Here is an 18,523-nt window from a genome sequence, read left to right as displayed (position 1 = left end):
AAAAGGCGATCACGCAGGAAACGCGTGATCGCCAGAGGAAATGTGGTGGGCGATACTGGGATTGAACCAGTGACCTCTTCCGTGTCAGGGAAGCGCTCTCCCGCTGAGCTAATCGCCCTCGATCGACCAGAGGTGGAGACGGGATTTGAACCCGTGTACACGGCTTTGCAGGCCGTTGCCTCGCCTCTCGGCCACTCCACCGTGTGAAGCTCCGAGCGGAAGACGGGATTCGAACCCGCGACCCTCACCTTGGCAAGGTGATGCTCTACCACTGAGCCACTTCCGCGTGCCGCCCGCCGGGGGCGAACTCACGCGTTGAACTTTAGCGAATCTCCACCCACTTCCCAAAATCAGCACAGGCGCATGCTTCGACGGGGGACGAACCATGCGTGGGTTAGCGTCGAAACATGCCCGCCGAATACATCGCCAGGGATGCCGAGATCGCCCCGGTGGCAGCGCTGATCGCCGACCCCACCCGCGCCGCCATGCTCACCGCCCTGCTGGACGGCAGGGCGCTCGCGGCGGGTGAGCTGGCCCGCCTCGCCGGGGTGACCGCCCAGACCGCGAGCACCCATCTGGCCCGGCTGCGCGACGGCGGGCTGGTGACCATGATCAGCCAGGGCAGGCACCGCTACTACCGGCTCGGCGGGCCCGACGTCGCCCACGTGCTGGAGGTGCTGGCGGCGATCAGCGGCCGGCCTGCCGTACGGTCGCTGCGGGAGTCCCGGCAGGCCCGCATGTTGCGGGAGGCGCGCACCTGTTACGACCACCTGGCGGGGCGGGTCGGCGTCGAGCTCTACGACGCTCTTCTGCGCGAGGGCCGCCTGATCGAGCCCGCGGAGGGCGCGCTGGAGGTCACCGCGCGGGGGCGGGACCACCTCGCCGGGTTCGGGATCGACGTCGACGCCGTACGGCTCAGGCGCCGCAGGTTCGCCCCCGCCTGCCTCGACTGGCTGGAGCGGCGGCCCCACCTCGGCGGAGCGCTCGGCGCGGCCCTGCTCGACCGCCTGCTCGACCTGTCGTGGCTGGAGCGGGGGGCCGCGCGCAGGGCGCTCCGGCTGACCCCGGAGGGAAGGCAGGGCTTGGAGGAGACCTTCGGATGTAAGGAGCTAACATGCAATACGCTGGTTACCATGGACGGCCGGGTCGCCGGCGGGCCTTCGAGCACGGACAGAGCCCCTGAGGCTCCAGGAGAGTGGGACGATGCACGACAGCGTGGCCACGGCGGTCGGGCCTGAGCCCCTGACCTTCGGCGACGTCATCCGGGTCGCGAGAGACGGCGCGCCCGTCCGCCTGACCGACGATGCGATCGCCGAGATGGCCGCCTCGCGCGGCAGGATCGAGGATCTGGCGGAGGCCGACACCCCCGCCTACGGCGTCTCGACCGGCTTCGGCGCGCTCGCCACCCGCCACATCGACCCCTCGCTGCGCGCGCAGCTCCAGCGCAGCCTCGTGCGCTCCCACGCGGCCGGTTCGGGTCCCGAGGTGGAGACCGAGGTCACCCGGGCGATGATGTTGCTGCGGCTGCACACGCTGGCCACCGGCCACACCGGGGTGCGGCCCGTGACCGCGAGGGTCCTGGAGTCGCTGCTGAACGCGGGCATCACCCCCGTGGTCCACGAATACGGCAGCCTCGGCTGCTCGGGCGATCTGGCCCCGCTGTCCCACGTCGCCCTGACGATCATGGGGGAGGGCGTCGTCCGCACCGCGGACGGGCAGGTCAAGCCGGCGCAGGAGGCGCTCAAGCAGAGCGGCATCGAGCCCGTCGAGCTGGCCGCGAAGGAGGGCCTGGCCCTCATCAACGGCACCGACGGCATGCTCGGCATGCTCGTCCTGGCCATCCACGACCTCACCATGCTGCTCAAGACGGCCGACGTCAGCGCCGCGATGAGCGTCGAGGCGCTGCTCGGCACCGACTACGTCTTCTCCGCCGACCTCCAGGCGCTGCGCCCGCATCCGGGCCAGGCGGCGGCCGCGGCCAACATGCGCGGCCTGCTCGACGGCTCGGGCATCATGGCGTCGCACCGGGACGGCTCGTGCACTCGCGTCCAGGACGCGTACTCCCTGCGCTGCGCGCCGCAGGTGGCGGGCGCGGCACGGGACACCGTCGCACACGCCGCGCTCGTCGCAGGCCGCGAGCTGGCGAGCGCGATCGACAACCCCGTGGTGCTGTCCGACGGCCGGGTGGAGTCCAACGGAAACTTCCACGGGGCTCCGGTGGCCTACGTGCTGGACTTCCTGGCCATCGCCGTCGCCGACGTGGCGTCGATCGCCGAGCGCAGGACCGACCGCATGCTCGACGTGGCGCGCAGCAACGGGTTGCCCGCGTTCCTCGCCGCGGACCCCGGCGTCGACTCCGGCCACATGATCGCGCAGTATACGCAGGCCGCCATCGTCTCGGAGCTGAAGCGACTGGCCGCCCCTGCCAGTGTTGACTCCATCCCGTCCTCCGCGATGCAGGAGGACCACGTGTCCATGGGCTGGTCGGCGGGGCGCAAGCTGCGCAGGGCCCTCGACGGCCTGACCCGGGTGCTGGCCATCGAGGTGCTCACCGCCGCCCGCGCCATCGACCTGCGGGCCCCGCACCGGCCGGCGTCAGGGACCGGCGCGGTGGTCTCGCTGCTGCGCGAGTCGGTCTCCGGCCCCGGCCCCGACCGGTTCCTCGCACCCGAGATCGAGGCCGTCGTCGAACTGGTGGCGAGCGGCGCGGTAGTAGCCGCCGCGGAGGCCGCCACCGGTCCGCTCGCCTGAGGGGCTCAGCGCCAGTAGTCGTTCGCCGCGGCGATGGTGGCGAACTCGATCGACACCACGTGGGCCGCGGAGGTCAGGCTGTCGGGGTCGTTCGCGTATTCGCCGCGGCTCTTCCTGAGCACCTCGACGTCCGGTTGGATCGCCCGGATGGTGTTTCGCGCCAGGAGGACGGCCAGGGCCCGGCCGTCCTCGGGGCTCGCGGTGATCAGGGAGTTGCCTGGTACGAGTTCCATCACGCCCCCGATATGTCACGATAAGTACTCATTCGAGTACGGATCGTAGCATTAGGTCAGGAGGCGACGGCGACCACCTCGATCTCGATGAGCAGGCCGGGCTGGAACAGCCGCGGGACCTCCACGGTGGTGCTCGCCGGAGGCTCACCCGTGAAGTAGCGGCCGCGGACGCCGGCGTACTCGCCGAGCCGCGTCATGTCGGTCAGGAACGTGCGCACGTGTAGCACCCGGTCGAACGACGAGCCCTGATCGGCGAGGATGCGGCCGAGGTTGGCGAGGATGAACTCGCTCTGGCGGCCCATGTCGCCTTCGCCGACGACCTCGCCGTTCTCGTCGAGGGCGACCTGACCGGAGACGAACAGGAGGTCGCCGGTGCGGGTGGCGTGGGAGTAGCGCCCGTTGGTCGCCGGCACGGACGCCGGATTGATCTTCCGTACGGCAGGCGCCTGCGTGGGCCGGGCGAGAGCCGCATCGAAGATCGCGGTGATGTCCCTGCTTCCCATGCCGGCGCGCTCGGCCGCGGCCAGCCGGTCACGGGCTGCGGCCGCGATCGTCTGCACCGCCCCCGGCCCCTCGGTGGACAGCCACATGTCCTTGGCCGCGAGGCCCAGCGCGTAGCCGGTCTCCGGAGGGCCCGACTCGATCGCCGGGCGCACCCGCTCCACCAGCCCGGCCAGGGGCGTGCCCGCCAGCACGTCGAGCAGCAATGTGCGGTCGACGCCGAGGCCGTCCGCGTAGGCCAGCGTCTCGGCGATCATGACCTGGGCCGGCACCATCGCGCTCATCACGGCCAGTTTCAGCGCCGCTCCCGCGCCGAGGGGTCCGGCCTCCCGCACGGCTCCGAAGACCGTCAGCACGTCGCGGACGCGGGCCACGTCTTCGGGAGCGCCTCCGGCGAAGACGGCCAGCGTGCCCTCGGCGGCGGGCCGCACGCTCCCAAGCACGGGCGCGTCGACGAGCGCCACGGTCTCCGGCAGCAGGTCGCGCACCTTGGCCACGGCCTCGGGACCGATGGTGGACATCTCCACGAGCACCGAGCCCGGCCGCAACCCCGGCGCCGCGGCCCGTACGACCTCCTCCACCGCGGCGGGGTCGCTGAGCATGGTCACGATCAGTTCGGCGTCCGCGACGGCCTGCGCGGGGGATTCGGCGACGGTCGCGCCAGGAAGCTCCGTCGGCGTCCGGTTCCACACGGTCACCTTGTGGCCGGCGCCCACCAGCCGTCTGGCCATCGGGGCGCCCATGCGCCCCAGTCCCAGGAAAGCAATCATGCGAGGACGCTATGGGCCGGCCGTGCCATTCCACCAGCGACTAGATTTCATGTATCTCATGCCTCTCGCTCATGGTTGGAATGATGCTCGAAACGGACATGCTCCGGCTGCTCGACGTCGTGGCCCGCACCGGATCCTTCACGGCGGCCGCCGTCGAGCTCAACTACACGCAGTCGGCCGTCTCCCGGCGCATCGCGTCACTGGAGGCCGAGGCCGGCGGCCCGCTCTTCGAGCGGCTGCCCCGCGGTGTACGGCTCACGCCCGCCGGCCACGTTCTGCACCGGCACGCCCGTGACGTGCTGAAACGCCTTGATCGGGCAGGGGAGGAGCTGGCAGCCATCCGGCACGGGACGGGCGGGCGGCTCAGGGTCGGCGCGTTCGCGTCGGCCAACGCCGTGCTGGTCCCGAATGCGCTGCGCGACTTCCGGGCCGTTCGCCCCGGCGTCGAGGTCACCCTGGTCGAGGGCTTGAGCGGCGAGCTCATGGACGGCGTCAGGGAGGCGGCGATCGACATCGCGGTGGTCAGCGACTACTTCTCCGATGTCGCCCTGGGGGATGAGACGGAGATCACGCCCCTCATGGAGGACGAACTCCTGGTCGCCCTGCCCGCCGATCACCCGCTGGCCGGGGGCGACGTGGTCGACCTGCGCGACCTGCGGGACGAGAGCTGGATCGCGGGAGCCCCTCCCGACGGAGCGACCACCTTGGGAGAGGCCTGCGCGCGGGCCGGTTTCGCGCCCCGCGTCGACGTCAGGATCGGCGAATGGACCGGCAAGCTCGGATATGTGGCCGCCGGGCTCGGGGTGACGATGGTCCCCGCCATGGCCGTGCCCGCCGTACGGGGGGATCTGGCGCTGCGCAGGCTGGGGCAATTCGCCCCGCGCCGCACCGTCTACGCGGCCCTGCCGCGGCCCGCTCTGGCCTCGGCCCGGGCGCTGCTCGGGTTTCTCCAGCACGGCCAGGATGGGCTTTTCACCGGAGATTAGGTTGATTGGGACAATGGGTCCGTGCACGATGCGTTCGCCCATATAGGTGGCTACCTCGCCACCGGACTCCGAGACGTCACCACCGATCTCGCCGCCCTCGACGGCTCCGGCTGGTGGGCCGTCGTCGCGACCTACGAGGGCAAGGTCACGTGCGCACGTTTCGACGATGTGCGGCCCGCTCCGCTGCCCGTGCCGCCGCGCCCCTGGCAGGGTCCCGCGCGAAGCGCCTGGCGCAGCTCGCTCGACCAGGACGGCTACGAGCGCGGCGTCCGGCGGATCAGGGACTACATCGAGCAGGGCGAGGTCTACCAGGCCAACCTCTGCCGCGTGTTGTCCGCGCCGCTTCCCCACGCAGGCGGCGACGCGGACCCGCTCGCCCTGGCCGTACGGCTGGCGGCGGGCAACCCGGCTCCGTTCGCCGCGGTGATCGACGTGCCTGGACTGTCGGTCGTGTCCGCGTCCCCGGAGCTGTTCCTGTCGCGCAAGGGCGACGTCGTCGAATCCCGGCCGATCAAGGGGACCGGGGCGACCGCCGGAGACCTCCTGGAGAAGGACTATCCGGAGAACCTCATGATCGTGGATCTCGTCCGCAACGACCTCGGCCGGGTCGCCGCGGTAGGCTCGGTGACGGTGCCCTCACTCTTCGAGATCGAGGAACACCCCGGCCTCGTGCACCTGGTGTCCACGGTGCGGGCGACGCTGCCCGCCGGGATCGGGTGGCCGGAGCTGTTCGCCGCCACCTTCCCCCCGGGCTCGGTGACCGGAGCTCCGAAATCCACGGCGCTGCGCATCATCAACGAGCTCGAACCGGAGCCCCGGGGGCCGTACTGTGGGGCCGTGGGCTGGGTCGACGCCGACCGGCGCGAAGGCGCGCTGGCCGTCGGCATCAGGACCTTCTGGATCGAGCACGACATGATCCGGTTCGGCACGGGGGCGGGCATCACGTGGGGCTCCGACCCCCGGCTCGAATGGAACGAGACCGAGCTGAAGGCCGCCCGGCTCATCGGACTGGCGTCCCGCGACGAGCCGGAAGCAGAGAGATGGAGTTGAAGATGGCTGTACCCATCTGGGTGAACGGGGACCTCCTGGACCCCGACAAGGCCGTGGTCTCGGTGTTCGACCACGGGCTCATGGTCGGCGACGGCGTGTTCGAGACGGTCAAGAGCGTCGAGGGGGAGGCGTTCGCGCTCACCCGTCACCTCGACCGGCTCGCCCTGTCCGCCAAGCGCATGGACCTCCCCGAGCCCGACCTGGCCGCGATCGCCGACGGCGTGCGCCGCACGCTCGCCGCCGCGCCCAAGTGGCCGCTGGCCCGGATCAGGATCACCTACACGAGCGGGCCGGGCCCGCTCGGCTCCGACCGCGGGTCCGACGGCACCACCGCGATCGTCATCGTGGGCGAGCAGAAGCCGTTCCCGACGACCGGCGACGTCGTCGTCGTGCCGTGGCCGCGCAACGAGCGCGGGGCGCTCGCGGGCGTCAAGAGCACCTCCTACGGAGACAACGCCAAGGCTCTCGCCTACGCCAAGGAGCGCGGCGGCGGTGAGGCGATCTTCGAGAACCTCGCCGGCGACCTGTGCGAGGGCACGGGCAGCAACATCTTCATCGTGACCGGCGGGCGGCTGGTCACGCCGACGCTGGACTCCGGCTGCCTGGCGGGCGTCACCCGCGCGCTCACGCTGGAGTGGTACGGCGGCGAGGAGGCCGACGTCCCGATCTCGGCGCTGTACGAGGCCGACGAGGCGTTCCTCACCTCCACGACGCGCGACATCCAGCCGATCCGCCTGGTGAACGGCAAGGCGCTGCCGCAGGCGCCCGGCCCGGTCACGCTGGCCGCCATGAAGGCGTTCGCCGAGCGGTCGGCCGGCGACATCGACCCCTGACCGTCGACCCGTGAGGCCCGCGCTTCGCCGGGCCTAGCCGTACGAGCGCTGGGTCTGGGCGTTCAGCTCCGTCATGCGGACAGCCTTCGCCGGATCGGTGAGGGGGTCGTCGAGGCGCAGCACGTCCAGGCCCTCGGTGATGTCGCTCGAATAGATGTGGCCGTTGTAGTAGTACGCCGACCAGGAACCCGCGAAAGCGCGAGGGAGCGGTCCCCGCTCGAAGTAGGCGATCTCCTTGGGGTGGTCGGAGTCGGTGAAGTCCCAGACCGACACGCCGCCCATGTACCAGGCCTGGACCATGACGTCCCGGCCTGGCACGGGGATGAGCGAGCCGTTGTGCGCCACGCAGTTCTCCTTCGCGTCCTGCACCCGGGGGATCTTGAAGTAGGCGTGCCGTACGAGTCGGCGGTCGGGCGTGAGCTCGTAGACGGCGTCCGCGCCCTTGGTGGGGTCGTCGGAGGCGCCGCAGGTCGGGGCCAGCCCGCCGCCTGACTCGTCGCTGAATACGATCTTGGTCCCCGCATTGTTGAACGTGGCGGAGTGCCAGATGGAGAAGTTGTCCCTGTCGCTGACGATCTGCAGCACACGGGGGGCGACGGGGTCGGAGATGTCCATCAGGACGCCGTCGCCGAAGCAGGCCCCCGCGGCCAGGCCCTTCTCTGGGTAGGCCGTGATGTCGTGGCATCCGGCCGCGAACGATTCGTCCTCGGGCCGCTGCTCGGGGAACAGTTCGGGCGTGGCCACGACCCGTGCGGACCGCGGGTTGGCGACCGGGACCTCCACGATGGAGATGTTCTCGTGGGGCGCGGGGCAGCTCTCGGAGCCGGGAACGGGACCGGGGGAGGAGACGTAGAGGTACACGGTTCCCGTGTCCTTGCCCGGGACGATCGTGTGGGTGTGGGAGCCGCACTCGGTGCGCACGGCCGAGACGTACCTCGGATGGGCCTTGTCCGAGATGTCGAAGATCCGGATGCCCTCCCATCCGGAGGGGTCCTCGGGCCCGGTCGGCCCGCCCGCGCACGTGTCGTCCGTGCGCGGCTCGTCGATCGACAGGAAGAGCAGGTCTCCGGAGACCGAGATGTCGTTCTGCACGCCCGGGCAGGCCACACGGGTGACCACCTCGGGGTGCGCCGGGTCGCCGATGTCGTGAACGGCGAAGCCCTCGTAGTTGCCGACGAAGGCGTAGTCGCCCTGGAACGCGAGATCGGTGCCCCACGCCTCCGGCACGTCGAAGGGCGCGTCGAGCGGCACGTTGGCAAGCAGTCGCATGTTGGCGCTGTGCCCGATCTCCTCCGGGTCGAGCACGCGCGCCGGGGCCGCGCTCGGGGAGGCCGTCGTGCCCGCCTGGGGCGGCGTGGTGGTGCACGCGGCGGCCGCGCACAGCGCCGCGCTCAGGGCGACAGCCGGAAGGGTCACGCGGATCGCTCGCCTCACGGTGCTCCCCAATTCACGTTTATGCAGCAAGCCCTATTTGTAATGCAATATCCGGTTATGCTTTTCGCTGGAAACTGATCCAGTAAGGAACCTATGTCGGGCTCACGGCGGGCGCGCGATGCTTTCGTAACGCTTGTATTGATATCGGGGGCGTTGTTTTCAGGCCCACTGCTCGCCGGTTGTTCCTCTGCCGAGCCGCCGCCCCCGATCGTGGCCGGTTCGCAGGCGCCGGTGATCCTCCCCGGCGCCCCGGGAGACATCGGGTGACCAGGCCGCACACGAGGGCGAACCTCGCGCGGACACCGATTCTCATGGGATCCGGTACCCCGTCCCGGGGACGGTCTCGATGACCGGAGGATCGCCGAGCTTGCGACGGAGCTTCACCATTGTCGTCCGTACGACGTTGGTGAACGGGTCGATGTGCTCGTCCCAGACCTTCTCCAGAAGGGCTTCTGTGGAGACGACGGCGCCGGCGGCACGGAGCAGCTCGGCGAGCACGCCGAACTCCTTGCGGGACAACGGGACGTAGCGGCCGGCGCGGAAGACCTGCCGGTGGGCCCAGTCGAGGCTGATGTCCGCCCGTTCCAGCAACGGCGGATCGGCGGGCCTGGCCCGCCTGCCGAGCGCGTGCACCCGGGCGACCAGTTCCTCGAAGGCGAACGGCTTCGTCAGGTAGTCGTCGGCCCCCAGCGTCAGCCCGGCGACGCGCTCCCTGACGTCGCAGGCGGCGGTGAGCATGAGGATGCGGACGGCACAGTCGCCGCCGGCGAGTTTCCTGCAGACCTCGTCGCCGTGCACCAGCGGAAGGTCCCTGTCCAGAATGAGCACGTCGTAGTCGTGCACGAAAAGCCGCTCGAGTGCGGCCTCACCGTCGTAAGTCACATCGACGGCCAGCGCCTCGGCGCGTAACCCCTCCGCGATGGAATCCGCGAGCCGGCGTTCGTCTTCCGCGATGAGTACGCGCACCGCGTTCCTCCCCGATTATTCGACACGTCCCCCGACGCATCATTTCAAAAGCGGCATAACGTGATCATAACCGTATGTGTTAACTGCCGCGTTATCAGCCGTTCGCTGAACTCCTCGTCACGCCGGAATGGCCCGGCCGTTCGACGGGGGAATCAGCATGACCGTTCACGAAATGACACCGGAGGCCACGGCCGACCGACGACCGCTTCCCCGGGACCCGTACGGCAAGGCGCGGGCGTTGTTTCGCCGGCACCGGCTGTTCACCCTGGTCATCGCGCTGGCCGCGGCATTGCGCATTCTCATGATGGCCGGGTATGCGACCGCACAGCTCTATTGGTATGACTCGTTCACCTATCTGGACACGGCCAACCATCTTGCGCCGTCTGGGGCCTTCCATCCGGCCGGATATTCGTTCTTCCTCCGGCTGCTGGCGCCTTTTCACAGCGTGATGCTGGTCGCCGGAGTGCAGCACGCGATGGGCCTGGGCGTGGGCCTGATGATCTACCTGCTGCTCCGCCGGGCCGCGCTGCCCGCCTGGGGAGCGGCCGCCGCCACCGTGCCGGTTCTGTTCGATCCCGCGTTCCTGCGGCTCGAGCACGCGGTGCTGTCCGACATGCAGGTGATCTTCCTGACCGTCGCCGCGCTCGCCCTGCTGCTCTGGAGGGCGCGGCCGCCGATCTGGGCGTGCGCCGCGGCGGGCGCGGCCCTGGCCGTCGCCGGGCTGACCCGCACGATCGCCGTGCCGGTGCTCGGCCTGGCCTTCCTGTACCTCCTGGTGCGGCGCATGGGCCGACGTCGCCTAGCCGTCCTCGCCGTGGCCGGAACGCTGCCGCTGCTCGGATACGCGACCTGGTACCACCAGCACAACGACAGGTTCGCGCTCAGCGGTGCGGACGGCGTGGCCCTGTGGGCCCGCTCCATGACCTTCGCCGACTGCTCGGTGATCAAGCCGCCGGTCGAGGAGGCGAAACTCTGCCCCAACGGCACGATGGCCGACGCCGCCTCCGAATACGTCTGGGCGCCCGGAGCCTCGCTCAACGTGCTCCCCGGCGGCAGGTTCGCCAACAACGACCTCGCCAGATCCTTCGCCCTGCACGCCATCGCCGCGCAACCCCTCGACTACCTCGGCGACGTCGTGCGCGACACCTCACTCGCCTTCGCCCGGAAGCCCGTCGCGCATCCGCTTCGGACCAACCCGGCGCTGAGCTTCTTCCATGGGTCGTCGGAGCTGCCGGACTATCCGCTGGTCGGGAAGGTGCGCGCGGAATACGACTCCGACATCCGCGGGCTCGCGTCGGTCGAACCGTACGGGTCGATCCTCGCCGCCTATCGGTATCCGACGTTCCTGCACGGCCCGTTGTTCGGCCTCGCGCTGATCGTCGGTGTGGCCGGCATGCTCGCCGGGCTCGGCAGGCGACGAGATGTGACGCTGTTGTGGGCCGTCTCGATGTTCCTGCTCGTGGCGCCGGTGGCCACGCTCGACTTCGACAACCGGTACGTGCTTCCCGCGGTGCCGGTGGCCTGCCTGGCCGCCGGGCTGGCGGCCAAATCCCTCGCCGAGCGGATTTCACGGATGCGCGGATCGGGCTGAGTCGCGGTCGCCCGGGTGTGCCGTCTGGGCGGGTCAAGAGCTCCAGAGCATGTTGATGAGCTCGTCGTCGAGATCCATGAAGTCGGTCTCGCGTCCCGCGGGGACGAGCTCGTAGGTGCGGTGGAGGAATTCGGTGAGGGGAGCGAGGGGGACTTCGAAGAGGGCCTGTCCGAACGGCGAGGTGAGGCTGATGTTGAGCGTGCGCTCGCCGTCGGCCCGGGCCGGCCAGACCTGGACGTCTCCGTCGCCCACGCGCCGGACGATGCCGACGGTCAGGAGCTCGCGCGCGAAGATCCACTCGACGGGCTCGTCATTGCCCACATGGAAGGCCATGCGGATGGCGTAGGGGTCTTCGGCTGTGTAACACAGACCGGCGAGGAGGGGGACTGTCGTTCGGTCGGGGACCACAAGCCGAAGGCCCAGCTCGGCAGAGACGGTGGTGCTGTGCATCGTCAGCCAAACCTTTTCGTCGTCGGGTCCCCTAAACAGGGGCTGTCACTGCATCGATGGTGGGCTTCGTCCAGAGCTCGTTGCTACGAGTCGAACGAAGAGACCCGTAGGAGAGATTCCGCCTCCAGGCCCTTCTGTAACGCAGATCACAGCTTGACATTCGGTCATCTACCTGCGCAAACATCACCAACGGGCACATGTTTGCGCGGGCTTTACCTGTTCTTTGACCCCTCCTGGCGGAGCTATTGCGGGCAAAGGATCTTACCTGGTGCGTAACGGTCGAGCGAGGAGCATCACGATGCTATGACACCACACCGTCACGCCGCGGACTCTCCGCAGAACCTTTCGCCGCCATTGGGGAACATCGGACGAAGGGGGCGGGCTGATCGTGGTTTCGCCAGGAGTCCGTGGATTGCGGTATGGTTTCTCCGTCGGCGCCGCGAGGTAGCCGATCATCCCGGGCGATTAGCTCAGCGGGAGAGCGCTTCGTTCACACCGAAGAGGTCACTGGTTCGATCCCAGTATCGCCCACCATGTTGTCGCAGTTCAGAGGCCGGATCCCGTTTACGGGGGTCCGGCTTTTTGATCGTCTGACCCCGATCTGACCCCCGGATCGACCGTCACTCGCTGTCTCGGTCCGTCAGTGATCCGCCTTCGCCGGCACGTGGTTGTGCGGGATCGGCCCATCGTGGTGTTCGATCGGAACCGTGAACGCGCCGAAGGTGATTCGGCTTTTAGATTGGTCGGACCGCTGTCCCAGCGAGTGGCGAGGCAGACGAACAGCACATATGACCCATCGGGCTGATCATGCACATCCATGGCGAGGTCGGGCATGGTGATCGAACGGTCGCACTGTGCGATGAATCGGCGACTATCCTCTGAAATCCTGACGTATGGCTGCTCATGCGGATAGGTGTTCAATGGATCAGCCAGTGCCCGCTTCAGTGGTCGCGGGCAGTATGACAACCGAGCCGCCTGGGTCTTCTTCCCGCAGGGATTGTGGACGCGTCGCTGTTGTGAAGCGCCACGCTCGCCAGGGTGCGGAATGGCCCGAACTGTGGCGCGCCCACCGCTGGTGAGTATTTGGACCAAGTGGCCCAGGCTGGGGGTCAAGGGGTCGCAGGTTCAAATCCTGTCGTCCCGACTCTGTTTCGGCAGGTCGGAGCCACAGTATCCATGATTGGATACTGTGGCTTTTCGCTTGTGTCACCCAGGTGTCACCCAAGCTCGACGTCTCGGGGGCTGTCGTCGGGTGACAGATCTCTCTCCTGAGTGCCACCGCGTTCGCTGGTGGTTTCGTGCGTCGCCGGGCAGGCCGTGTTCAAACGAAGAGCGAATCTACGTCGTAAAGGACGGCTCGGGCACTGGCGGGCCCTTGGGTCGTCAGGTGGCTGTCACCCACTCTGCCTCCAGGTCGGGGAAACGCCCCGACCAATCGCACCCGGTCGAGCTTCATCTGCTGGGCGATCGGCTCGGCGCGCAGCAGCTTGCCCTGCTTGGCGTCAACGTGTGGACCGCTGGCGCGAGGTTCTTCGGCGGGATCTCCCCGTCTCGCTACATGCGCCTCCCATGAGTCCGTCGACGACATAACCCTCTGATAGGGCGTGGGTGATCCACACCCGGTTGTCGTCGCCGAGGAACCACCGATGACGTCGGCGGTGTTGCGGCCGCCGCCGGACGTGTCGACCGGCACGGTGATCCGCTGCGGTTCGACACCATCGCCCGGGTGGCGGAGCAGTTGCAGCAGTTCGGCCGACACCAGCGCACCCTCCGCCGGCCTGGCCCGCGAGTCATGGATCGGTCGGAACCGGTGGCCGCGGACTGCCCTCCAAGATCGCGCGCAGCACCGCCTTCAGTTTGGTGCGGACGTCAGCCCCTGACTGACCTGGCCTCCGGGATTCAGGCCCGTACCCGCAATTCAGTCACTGCACAATCTCAACTGCCACAGACGAACCGCCCATCCGCGGGGCGCGGATGGGCGGTGTCTGCGGACGTCATGGCGGTCGTACGCCAACTGGGGTGATCAGTCGCGTGCCGGCGCGAATACTCGCGCTGACCGCCGCGATCTGGCACAACGACAAGACCGGCCAACCCATCAAGCGATCCCTGATCGCTTACGACCACTAATAGTGATCAAAGCGCTTGGAATCGATCATCTAGAGTCGCCGCGCGATCGGTGAGGAACGGTCGCGGCAGCGACGACTCAGCATTCCAGTCTCCTCGCATGGTCGACGTCGCCGGTGTCTCCTCGGCACCGTGTCGCACGGGGATCATCGACCGACGGTCGGCGCCTCCACCTCGACGCGCCCGCGTTCTACAACGAGTGTGACCGGCCCCACGAGGCCGGACGGGTTCAACGGTGCGGTTCGGCTGACGCCGAAGGTCTGTCCGTTGTACCGGGTCGAGTAGGTCTCGGTGACGCCGGGCTGCAGGTCGCCGATGATGCGGTTCGCCCACCCGTTCGTCACACGCACCTCTAGCGTATTGGCGCCCTGGCGCAGGGCGTCGGTGACGTCGATGCGGTACGGCGCGCGCCACGCAATGTCCAGGTCGACACCGTTGAGCCTGACTTCGGCGATCTCGTGGGCCGCGCCGAGGTCGATGAGGACCCGTGCGTCACCGAGGACCTGCGGGTCGAGGTCGGTGGTCAATGTCGTCTTGTAGACGAGCGTGCCGGAGTAGTACCTCACATTGGTGTCCGGGCTCTGCGACAGATCCGTGAGCGCAGACAGGCTGAGCGCGGCGGGCGTGCCACGAGGTGGTGAGAACGTGACGTCCCAGCCGCTATCGGTCGGGGTGTGGCTCTGCTCGGTGATCGCGGGGACCGTGACCCTTGTCGGTCGACCCTTGCCGACGATTACGAAGATGGACTCTGCCGCGCCAAGCGTGAGCGGGAGTACTGTGCGGCCAGACCGGCTGTCGAAACTCGTCAGCGATGCCTTGCCGGTGACCGCGTCCCAGAGCTCCACTGTCTCACCCACGGCGCGCAGGCTGAGCGTCGTAGTAACGGGATTTGACCGGTCGTTGTTGACCACGAAGTAGATGTCGGCTTTGGTGGTCGACTTGTGCACCATCGTCAACGGACTGGACTTCGGCTCAAAGCTCCAGTCTGGTGCGACGCCGACCCGCTCCAGCGCCTCATCGGGCGACAGGCCGGTCATCACGTAGCCGTTGCCCACTCTCCGCTTGGTCTGTGTGCCGTCTCCCCACAGTTGCGTGGCAATCTTCTGGAACTGCTTGTCGTCATCCGCGAGACTCGGAGACATCGTCGGCTTTCGCCCGCAGATGGCGACGCCCGACCGAACGAGTTGTGCGATCTTCTTCAGCACGTCCAACGTGAACCGGTCAGACATGCCACCGAGATACAGCAGGCGATAGGTCGCACCCGCCTTCGTGACGAGCGTTCCGGCCTTGCTGTGCAGTTCGTCGAGGATGATCTCGTCGTTCACGAAGTCGTACTGGCAAGTGCGAGGAATGTCCGGTTGGGTGCCGGTACCGTCAGGGGCAGGCTGCCATAGGCCGCTCACTGGCGCCTCCTGCCCGTAGAAGTAGGCGACGTCGGCGATGTTCGTGCCCTGGTTGAGCAATCCGGACGTGCGAGCCGTCCACGCAACGAACGGCGCAGCGACCTCGGACCACGTCTGGTTGCGGGTGAAGTACCAGCCGACGCCGAGGCTCGTGCCAGGGCCCCCATCAAGTGCCTGCAGATCCGTGCTGTGGAAGACGAAGCGCGTGGCTCCGGCTGCCAGCACCTGATCCAGGAAGGGCTTGATGTCGCGCGGCATGAACCGGATGGTCGCGAACGTGAGCGTCTCGGCGGCGGCGTACTCGCGGCCATACACGTGCTGTACCGACGAGGCGCCCTTCATGTCCAGACGGAACTGCTCGCTGAACACCAGTGAGGGACCCGTGGCGGTCCGGCCTGCGCCCATCGGGATATCAGCCCGGCTGCGTATGCGCGTATCGTCGCCGAACCAGCCGCGGCGGTCCTCCTGCGCCTCGGCGTAGAAGCGCTTGAGGCCCCGCTCATGGATGACGTCTTTGATGGTGCCGTAGTGGTTGTCGGCCAGCGACTCCGCGAGCGTTTTGCGCCAATCCCAGAGGAACTTGTCGGTCTCACGAGCGTTTTCGACCACGACGCCCACCAGTGCCGGAAGCCACGGCTTCGCGTCGTAGCCGCGTCTCGCAGCGAACTGTTCGAGGACCGTCTCGGTCCACGTCTGGTAACCGGCCTCGTAGCTGTCCGTCAAGAAGCCGCTCAAGCCGTGGACACCAACGAAGTCCTTGGGGAGGAACGACAGGAACTGGTCGAGGTAGGTGTTCACGTACCGACGAACCCGTTCTGGGTCGAGCTTGTCGACCTCGAGTCCGGTTGCGTCGGGCGGCGCCGGTCGGTTCTGATGTCCGGTAAGGCTGTATCCGAGCCGGACGACGACCCACCGCCCCGCTGGGGGCGTCCACCGAAGTGTCCCGGTCGCGCCGTCCATCAGGGACGTCACGTCGGTAACGGACGACTTCGCCACGCCGCGTAATTCCCCATCGGGGGAGTCGATGAGGTAGAAGTTGCCGACCTGGCCGAAGCCTGCCTTGTGCTCCCATTTGTGGACGGTCGGGACGGTACGAGGCTGGAGCTTCGTGATCTGTAGGGGGTTGGCCGTGGTCACGAAGACCGCCCGCCAGTGCCGGGCCGGTGCCGCGTCAGCGATCGCGACCGACCGCTGCGCGCCGATCACGATGTTGCTCCCAGTCTGATCCTTCAGCGCGATGTCGTCCGACCAGGTGGCGCCGTCGTCGCTGCGCTGGACTTGAACGGTCGTGTTGCCCTGCTCGATCAGAACCTGCCAGCCGCCGAAATCCCCGCCGTTGAGGGCAACGGCCATGCCGCGCAGCGCGATGGGAGCGTCGAATTCGAATCGGACCCACGAGGACCCGTTCACCGGGGACAGGAAGGTCGGATCCGTGATGGCGTCGTTGAGGACCTTTGCGGCATCTTCTGTCGAGAGCTTGACGCCGCTGTCGCCGTTCGTCGTCGTCTGTCCGTTTGCCGTGGCTCGGTATCCGCTGAAGAAGACTTGCGGGTTCAATGATGCCGGCGCCACAGCGTCGTCAACCCGATAGGCGAAGACGGCTTGGTCCTTGTAGTAGGTCGGCACGCCGGCGGTTGACCTGTCGAGGAACGTGCCGCTGGCAGTCGGCGGCTGTGGAAGCGGCACCGTTACCGGCGCGCCGCCGTCGACCCATGTCTCGGTCCAGACGTGCTTCTTCATGCCGTCCTCGGCAGCGACGAAAGGCGCCCCGGTGATCGACCACCCGGCCGATGACGTGACCGCGGCCTCCAGGCCGCGGGCTGCCGCACCCTCGATGGCGATCTTCAGCGCTGTCTTGTGCTCCTGCGACATGTACGCCACTGGTGATGGAACGTAGGGCGCTCCGCCATTGCCTGTGAACTGGTGGAACCCCCCGAGGCCGACGCGCTTCATCCAGTCCAGGTCCTTGAGGACTCCGTCCGTTGTGATGTTCGGAGACATCCAGTGCCACCAGCCGTGCGGTCGCCAAGCATTTGGCGGAGCCTTGAACGCGCTGAGCAAGAGGGCGCGACTAGTGACCCCTTTCTCACCCACAGCCGCGACCGCCGAAGCACCACCCGTCATTGTCCCGATTGCAGCGGCCGCTGTGGCGCCGGCAACACCGTGCAGCACCTGCCTTCTGGTTACGGTCATTCCCGAGTCCTTCCTATGGTCTGTGCCCAATCGCTTGGGCGTATCGCTTGATAGGCATTCGCATGGCTTCTGGCGGGCCCGGGCTCAGCCCGGGCCCGACGCCCTCTCCGCGCGGTGGCTACTTCTTGGACCACCCGCCAAGTGACCTTCTTGCCGGCCGCCTCGAAGTCGGCGCCGCCCAGGTAGTCGACCACCAGCTTGTGGGTGCCCAAGCCTTGCTTGGGCAGCTTCAGGACGACCTTGCCCGAGGTGTCGACCGTGCCGCGGGGTCCGCGTCGGACGCGCTGCTGTCGTTCTGCATGCACAGTTCGACACCCCGGAAGCCGCCGTCGTAGAGGTCTTGGATCTGCTGCAGCAGCGTCTCGTCAGTCTGCGAAGCGTCGCCAAGCCACCAACGCACATCCGTGCTGTAGATCCGGTCCGGGTCGATGTACTTGCTCTCCAGGTCCTCCGCAAACGCCGAGCTCTCGGTGGTCGCTGCGGTCCTTATGCCGGCCGACTTCGCCTGCGTCTCGGTGGTCTCGAACTTGACGACTTGGGCGTCGGCCGACGTGGCCTGCGCCGTCGTCACGGGCGTGAGCGCGCTGGCACCAAGCCCGATCGCGAGGGCGGCGATGCCCAGGCGAGCGGTCGGCCACCTGCCGAACAACCGGACGAAAGTTCCTGTCAACGGCTATTCCAATCTTCGAACCTGGACGCCCGGCTCTACGTCGCACCGGGCGGCGTGACCGCCGCCACGCTTCTGCAGCGAACCGTTTCAAAGGGACAAGGCCACCCCCGTGAAACTGCGAGCATCCATTCATATGCCTGAGCTGGATCAACTCGTCCTCGTCGATCGTCGCGATGTCGCGTACGGATGAGCCGGCCGTCGCGCAAACCTCCGGAAACTCGACCGTGAGGCCGCGGATCGCGAGGGCAGGAGCCGGGGCGGTCTCGACTGAACGGCTCATTCGGCGGGCTCCAACCAACGGCATGGGGGTATATGAATCGTTTCAATAGGTGCTGCATTGTGAAGCTAGGTCCGACCTCTGTATGTGTCAAGAGTCACATCGTCATCGTTCTGGCAGCATCGAACCGGGGTGCAATCTGATTTACGCCTATAAATCCTGGTCACGCCCTCACCGCGACCGACGATCGATTGGAGCACCTGCGCAGGCGCGGCATCCCAATCGTGCTGCTCGACCGCCAGGCGACCGACGACGCGCAATGCTCAGTCGCTGTGAACGATGGCAATCCCC

General features: G+C 67.9%; 14 protein-coding genes, 4 tRNA genes and 1 pseudogene. 8 read left to right on the top strand and 11 right to left on the bottom strand.

Features of this window, described 5'->3' with window-relative positions:
- Nucleotides 1–43: 43 nt before the first annotated feature.
- The 3 genes from Pth03_RS28565 to Pth03_RS28555 form a co-directional block, all read right to left on the bottom strand.
- Nucleotides 44–118 (bottom strand) — tRNA-Val (locus Pth03_RS28565).
- Between the two features lie 12 nt (nt 119–130).
- A tRNA-Cys gene (locus tag Pth03_RS28560) sits at nt 131–201 on the bottom strand.
- A 13-nt stretch (nt 202–214) separates the two neighbouring features.
- Nucleotides 215–286, bottom strand: a tRNA-Gly gene (locus Pth03_RS28555).
- A 121-nt stretch (nt 287–407) separates the two neighbouring features.
- On the opposite strand from Pth03_RS28555, the gene Pth03_RS28550 reads away from it, so the two are divergent.
- Together Pth03_RS28550 and hutH are read left to right on the top strand one after the other, a co-directional pair.
- Nucleotides 408–1,238, top strand: a complete 831-nt coding sequence (locus Pth03_RS28550) for an ArsR/SmtB family transcription factor (RefSeq protein WP_203947505.1) — start codon at nt 408–410, stop codon at nt 1,236–1,238.
- The gene (gene hutH / locus Pth03_RS28545) at nt 1,204–2,751 is read left to right on the top strand and encodes a histidine ammonia-lyase (protein ID WP_203947504.1); all 1,548 of its coding nucleotides are present in this window, start codon (nt 1,204–1,206) and stop codon (nt 2,749–2,751) included. Before Pth03_RS28550 ends, hutH begins: the two co-directional genes overlap by 35 nt.
- 5 nt (nt 2,752–2,756) lie before the next feature.
- On the opposite strand, the gene Pth03_RS28540 is transcribed toward hutH, so the two are convergent.
- Both Pth03_RS28540 and Pth03_RS28535 read right to left on the bottom strand, forming a co-directional pair.
- Nucleotides 2,757–2,984, bottom strand: coding sequence for a hexameric tyrosine-coordinated heme protein (locus Pth03_RS28540; RefSeq protein WP_203947503.1), 228 nt, complete (start codon nt 2,982–2,984; stop codon nt 2,757–2,759).
- Nucleotides 2,985–3,040: 56 nt separating this feature from the next.
- Complete coding sequence (locus Pth03_RS28535; RefSeq protein ID WP_203947502.1) at nt 3,041–4,255, bottom strand: NAD(P)-binding domain-containing protein; 1,215 nt, start codon at nt 4,253–4,255, stop codon at nt 3,041–3,043.
- Between the two features lie 80 nt (nt 4,256–4,335).
- Between Pth03_RS28535 and Pth03_RS28530 the strand changes: the two genes are divergently transcribed.
- The 3 genes from Pth03_RS28530 to Pth03_RS28520 are packed head-to-tail and all read left to right on the top strand — an operon-like array spanning nt 4,336 to nt 7,124.
- Nucleotides 4,336–5,241, top strand: a complete 906-nt coding sequence (locus tag Pth03_RS28530; protein ID WP_239119441.1) for a LysR family transcriptional regulator — start codon at nt 4,336–4,338, stop codon at nt 5,239–5,241.
- A gap of 21 nt (nt 5,242–5,262) precedes the next feature.
- A complete protein-coding gene (locus tag Pth03_RS28525) occupies nt 5,263–6,291 on the top strand; it encodes a chorismate-binding protein (protein ID WP_203947501.1) in 1,029 nt (342 codons plus the stop codon).
- 2 nt (nt 6,292–6,293) lie between these two features.
- A complete protein-coding gene (locus tag Pth03_RS28520; protein ID WP_203947500.1) occupies nt 6,294–7,124 on the top strand; it encodes an aminotransferase class IV in 831 nt (276 codons plus the stop codon).
- Between the two features lie 33 nt (nt 7,125–7,157).
- Here the strand turns inward: Pth03_RS28520 and Pth03_RS28515 are convergent, their stop codons facing one another.
- Together Pth03_RS28515 and Pth03_RS28510 are read right to left on the bottom strand one after the other, a co-directional pair.
- Nucleotides 7,158–8,558, bottom strand: a complete 1,401-nt coding sequence (locus tag Pth03_RS28515; RefSeq protein WP_239119440.1) for an LVIVD repeat-containing protein — start codon at nt 8,556–8,558, stop codon at nt 7,158–7,160.
- 309 nt (nt 8,559–8,867) lie between these two features.
- Nucleotides 8,868–9,524 (bottom strand): response regulator transcription factor, encoded by a 657-nt coding sequence (locus Pth03_RS28510; protein WP_203947499.1) that lies wholly within the window; start codon nt 9,522–9,524, stop codon nt 8,868–8,870.
- 157 nt (nt 9,525–9,681) lie between these two features.
- Here Pth03_RS28510 and Pth03_RS28505 point away from each other — a divergent pair, with 157 nt between their 5' ends.
- Nucleotides 9,682–11,115, top strand: a complete 1,434-nt coding sequence (locus Pth03_RS28505) for a phospholipid carrier-dependent glycosyltransferase (RefSeq protein WP_239119439.1) — start codon at nt 9,682–9,684, stop codon at nt 11,113–11,115.
- Nucleotides 11,116–11,148: 33 nt separating this feature from the next.
- On the opposite strand, the gene Pth03_RS28500 is transcribed toward Pth03_RS28505, so the two are convergent.
- Complete coding sequence (locus Pth03_RS28500; RefSeq protein WP_203947498.1) at nt 11,149–11,565, bottom strand: SsgA family sporulation/cell division regulator; 417 nt, start codon at nt 11,563–11,565, stop codon at nt 11,149–11,151.
- Between the two features lie 459 nt (nt 11,566–12,024).
- Here Pth03_RS28500 and Pth03_RS28495 point away from each other — a divergent pair.
- Nucleotides 12,025–12,099: transfer RNA gene (locus Pth03_RS28495), tRNA-Val, on the top strand.
- 787 nt (nt 12,100–12,886) lie between these two features.
- On the opposite strand, the gene Pth03_RS28490 is transcribed toward Pth03_RS28495, so the two are convergent.
- Nucleotides 12,887–13,324 (bottom strand): hypothetical protein, encoded by a 438-nt coding sequence (locus Pth03_RS28490; RefSeq protein WP_203947497.1) that lies wholly within the window; start codon nt 13,322–13,324, stop codon nt 12,887–12,889.
- Between the two features lie 233 nt (nt 13,325–13,557).
- Here Pth03_RS28490 and Pth03_RS28485 point away from each other — a divergent pair.
- A pseudogene (locus Pth03_RS28485) lies at nt 13,558–13,692 on the top strand (IS982 family transposase); the annotation flags it as partial.
- Between the two features lie 143 nt (nt 13,693–13,835).
- Here the strand turns inward: Pth03_RS28485 and Pth03_RS28480 are convergent.
- Both Pth03_RS28480 and Pth03_RS28475 read right to left on the bottom strand, forming a co-directional pair.
- Complete coding sequence (locus Pth03_RS28480; RefSeq protein ID WP_275413237.1) at nt 13,836–17,216, bottom strand: glycosyl hydrolase; 3,381 nt, start codon at nt 17,214–17,216, stop codon at nt 13,836–13,838.
- Between the two features lie 298 nt (nt 17,217–17,514).
- Nucleotides 17,515–17,955, bottom strand: a complete 441-nt coding sequence (locus Pth03_RS28475; RefSeq protein WP_203947495.1) for a hypothetical protein — start codon at nt 17,953–17,955, stop codon at nt 17,515–17,517.
- Nucleotides 17,956–18,523 lie beyond the last annotated feature (568 nt).

It is taken from the genome of Planotetraspora thailandica, assembly GCF_016863335.1.
GTDB classification, from domain to species: Bacteria; Actinomycetota; Actinomycetes; order Streptosporangiales; family Streptosporangiaceae; genus Planotetraspora; species Planotetraspora thailandica.
This window is presented reverse-complemented; position numbering and strand designations above follow the sequence as displayed.